The 3,373-nt window shown below is 57.6% G+C and carries 6 protein-coding genes; all 6 read left to right on the top strand.

Translation table 11 applies throughout. The features are described from left to right. A partial coding sequence (locus ACETWG_04665; GenBank protein ID MFB0515883.1) for a phosphoribosylformylglycinamidine synthase subunit PurQ occupies positions 1 to 216 on the top strand: 216 nt, incomplete at its 5' end. Beyond that, positions 216 to 494, top strand: a complete 279-nt coding sequence (locus ACETWG_04660) for a DUF4321 domain-containing protein (protein MFB0515882.1) — start codon at positions 216 to 218, stop codon at positions 492 to 494. The genes ACETWG_04665 and ACETWG_04660, both read left to right, overlap by 1 nt. 101 nt (positions 495 to 595) lie before the next feature. Beyond that, complete coding sequence (locus tag ACETWG_04655; protein ID MFB0515881.1) at positions 596 to 814, top strand: twin-arginine translocase TatA/TatE family subunit; 219 nt, start codon at positions 596 to 598, stop codon at positions 812 to 814. A gap of 18 nt (positions 815 to 832) precedes the next feature. Further along, positions 833 to 2,194: an Asp-tRNA(Asn)/Glu-tRNA(Gln) amidotransferase subunit GatA gene (gene gatA / locus ACETWG_04650; protein ID MFB0515880.1), complete on the top strand. Its 1,362-nt coding sequence runs from the start codon at positions 833 to 835 to the stop codon at positions 2,192 to 2,194. 3 nt (positions 2,195 to 2,197) lie between these two features. Then, a complete protein-coding gene (locus ACETWG_04645; protein ID MFB0515879.1) occupies positions 2,198 to 3,193 on the top strand; it encodes a VWA domain-containing protein in 996 nt (331 codons plus the stop codon). Next, positions 3,190 to 3,373: hypothetical protein (locus ACETWG_04640; protein ID MFB0515878.1), on the top strand; the 184-nt coding region annotated here is incomplete at its 3' end. The genes ACETWG_04645 and ACETWG_04640, both read left to right, overlap by 4 nt.

Below are 3,373 nucleotides of genomic sequence, written 5' to 3'. Positions count from 1 at the left end.
GAGCAATCCGGTCAGATTGCTTTTCGCTATGCGACCCCAGGGGGGGAGGTACTCCCGGAGGCCAATCCCAATGGTTCGGTCGGCAACATTGCCGGTGTCCTGAATCGTGAAAAGAACGTGCTGGGGTTGATGCCGCATCCTGAACGGGCGGCTGAAGGAATCGTCGGCTCAGACGACGGTCTGGCGTTCTTCAAATCCATCGTGGAGGCCGGCTGATGGTCCTTAGCAACTACCAGAAACGATCTTTGGGACTTATTTTCATCGGACTCATCTTCGGTGCTGCCCTCGGTACGCTCCTGGGGGATGTACTGGCCATGTTACTTCCTGAAGGGGTGGTGAAGCAGTTTTTCCTCCAGTCCGTCAGCTGGGGCATCAGTCCGGTAACGTTGGATATCCTGGTAGCCACGATAACTTTCGGTCTGCGGATCAAGTTTAATATCAGCAGTGTCCTTGGTCTGGCGGCGGCCTTTTATTTTCTGCGCTATTTCCGATAACGCACGATGGCTGGACACTCCCGAAAGCACAGCCATAGGTAATAACCGTGAGCTGCTCGGTTTTTTGATTAACTTCGTGTGGAATCATGTAGGAGGAGTATATGTCCTTAGGCTTTGGTGAGATACTGGTTATTCTATTCATCATCCTGCTTCTGTTCGGGGCCAAGAAGCTTCCGGAGCTGGCCCGTGGGTTGGGCAAGGGCATGCGGGAATTCAAGCGTGCCACCAATGAGATCCAGGATGAGATTAAGTCGGTTGCAGATCTGGATGAGCCGCCGAAGAAAGTGACCGGCAGCACCACCAAGGAGCAGGAAGACTAGCCCGCCGGTTCCTTACCAGTGTCATCCTCTCCCCTTGAGCGGATCAAGGCCTTTCCCGCCGCTCTTAAAGAACAGCAGGAACTCAATGCTGTTGTCACCGACACTTCCACGCAGGCGTTAAGGCGCCTGGAAGCTGGCCCGGCAGAGGGGCCCTTGTCGGGCAAGCTTCTGGCTATCAAGGACAACCTGAACCTCGTAGATTTCCCCACCACCTGCGCCTCCCGGACGCTGGAGGGCTACATATCACTATATACCGCCACACCCGTGCAGCGGCTGCTCGATGCCGGCGCCGCCATCGTTGCCAAGACCAATATGGACGAGTTTGCCATGGGCTCGTCTACCGAGTATTCCTGCTTCGGCCCGGCCCGCAATCCCTGCAACCCGGAATTGGTACCCGGAGGCAGTAGTGGCGGTTCGGCGGTGGTCGTGGCGACGGGCCTGGTGGATGCAGCCCTGGGAAGTGACACTGGCGGATCGGTGCGCCAGCCGGCGGCTTTCTGCGGCATTTATGGCCTTAAGCCTACCTACGGACGGGTCTCTCGATATGGACTGGTAGCCTTCGCCTCGTCTTTCGATCAGGTGTCGGTTTTCGCCAGGAATACGGAGCTTACCGCCACGGTGTTCGAAGTCATCGCTGGTCATGACCCCCGGGACAGCACTTCCGCCGCCGAGCCGGTGAAGCCCTTTGCCTACCGCGAAGAGCAGGCCCGCAACCTTATCGTTGGCATCGCCCCGGAATACGAACATGAGGGAATGGATCGTGAGATCAGTGACCGGTACCGGGATCTCATCCAGTTCCTCAAGGACCAGGGCTTCACGGTTACTGAAGTTTCCCTACCGCATACCGATTACGGGATCGCCGCTTACTACATTCTCACCACCGCCGAGGCCTCTTCCAATCTGGCACGGTACGACGGAATTCGCTATGGAATGCGTTTGCAGTTAAGGGACAGCCTGGAAGCGCTTTACACCGACACCCGCAGCAGCGGCTTTGGCCCTGAAGTGCAGCGGCGCATCATGCTGGGCACCTACGTTCTCTCCGCCGGGTACATGGATCGCTATTACATCCGGGCCCAGCGCGTCCGCCGCCTCATGCAGCAAGATTTCCTGCAGGCCTTGAAAGAGGTGGATATCCTGCTCACCCCAACCAGCCCGACCCCGGCATTCCCCATCGGGTCCAAGGTTGATGACCCACTAACCATGTATCTATCCGATGTTTTCACGGTGCCGATGAGTCTGGCGGGTGTACCCTCCATGAATATCCCGGTGGGCCAGTCCCGCAATGGGCTGCCCATCGGGCTGCAGCTGACGGCCAACCACTTCCACGAGGAAACTATTTTCCAACTAAGCCGTTTTATCGAGCAAGAGTATTCTGTCTGATATATGCTCGAGTTTCAACAGCCGTGGTGGTTGCTCCTGCTGGTGCTACTGCCCCTGTTTTATGGGTGGTACTGGCGGCAGGGACACAAGCGGGAGGGGGTCCTCCGATTCTCGTCCCTGGCGCTGTTCGATCCAGCCGCCGTTCGCTCCAGCCGTCTGAAGGCCGATCTGCTCCAGGGCGCCAAATTCCTCCTCCTGGTCCTGGTAGTTCTGGCCCTGGCCCGCCCCCGGCTTACCGATGTGGTGCGGGAAACCGAAGTGGAGATTATCGACATCATGCTGGTGCTCGATATCTCGTCCTCCATGCGGGCGGCGGATTTCAAGCCCAACCGGCTGGAAGCCGTTAAAAAGGTGGCGCGCCAGTTCGTCAGTGACCGTCCCTATGACCGCATCGGCATTGTCGTCTTTGCCGTGGCACCCTTCATTCAGTGTCCCTTGACCAACGACACCAACGTCCTGCTCAACCTGCTGGACCAGGTGACCATTGTTGATAAAGAGTACGACGGCACTGCTATCGGGATGGCGATTGCCAATGCCATCAACCGCCTGCGGGATACACCGGCTGCCAGCAAGGTAATGATCCTGCTTTCTGACGGGAATAACAATGCCGGGGAATTGGATCCCACCACCGCCGCCCAGCTGGCCCGGGAGTTCGGCATCAAGATCTACACGATTGGTGCCGGCTCACATGGTATGGCACCCTACCCCATTAGCGATCCGATCTGGGGCCAGCGCATGGTGCAGGTGGAAGTCGAGCTGGATGAGGAGACCTTGCAGCAGGTGGCCGATATTACCGGCGGTCAATATTTTAGAGCCACCGACCAGGAATCGCTGGCGAATATTTATGACCAGATCAATGAGCTGGAGCGGACCGAGATCGAGATTAAGGAATACCTCAATATTCAGGAATTGTACAGCTGGTTTGTTATTCCGGCCAGTGTTCTGGGATTGGTCCTGCCGGTGGTGGCTATCGGTGTATTCAGGAAGTTTGTGGGATGATCCAGTTGACACACCCGCAGTTGGTTCTGCTGTTGGTGCCCTGGCTGGTGTTGATGGGGTGGAGTTTATGGCGGCAGGAGCGGGCGGCTCGCCGGCTTAAGCGTCTGGGTGAGAGCCGGGTTCAGTGGTACGTGCTTGGCCGGGTGCGGTTTCCCCGGCAGCGGGCGAAAAGCGGCTTAT

It is taken from the genome of Candidatus Neomarinimicrobiota bacterium (assembly GCA_041862535.1).
In the GTDB taxonomy this organism is placed as follows: domain Bacteria; phylum Fidelibacterota; class Marinisomatia; order SCGC-AAA003-L08; family TS1B11.
Note: the sequence above shows the minus strand (reverse complement) of the source record. Positions and strands in the feature narration are given on the sequence as shown.

What these genes read in the sequence shown, in the direction of transcription:
- ACETWG_04645 (MFB0515879.1), top strand. Translation starts at nt 2,198, where the DNA reads ATGCTCGAGTTTCAACAGCCGTGGTGGTTGCTCCTGCTGGTGCTACTG.
- ACETWG_04655 (MFB0515881.1), top strand. Translation starts at nt 596, where the DNA reads ATGTCCTTAGGCTTTGGTGAGATACTGGTTATTCTATTCATCATCCTG.
- ACETWG_04660 (MFB0515882.1), top strand. Translation starts at nt 216, where the DNA reads ATGGTCCTTAGCAACTACCAGAAACGATCTTTGGGACTTATTTTCATC.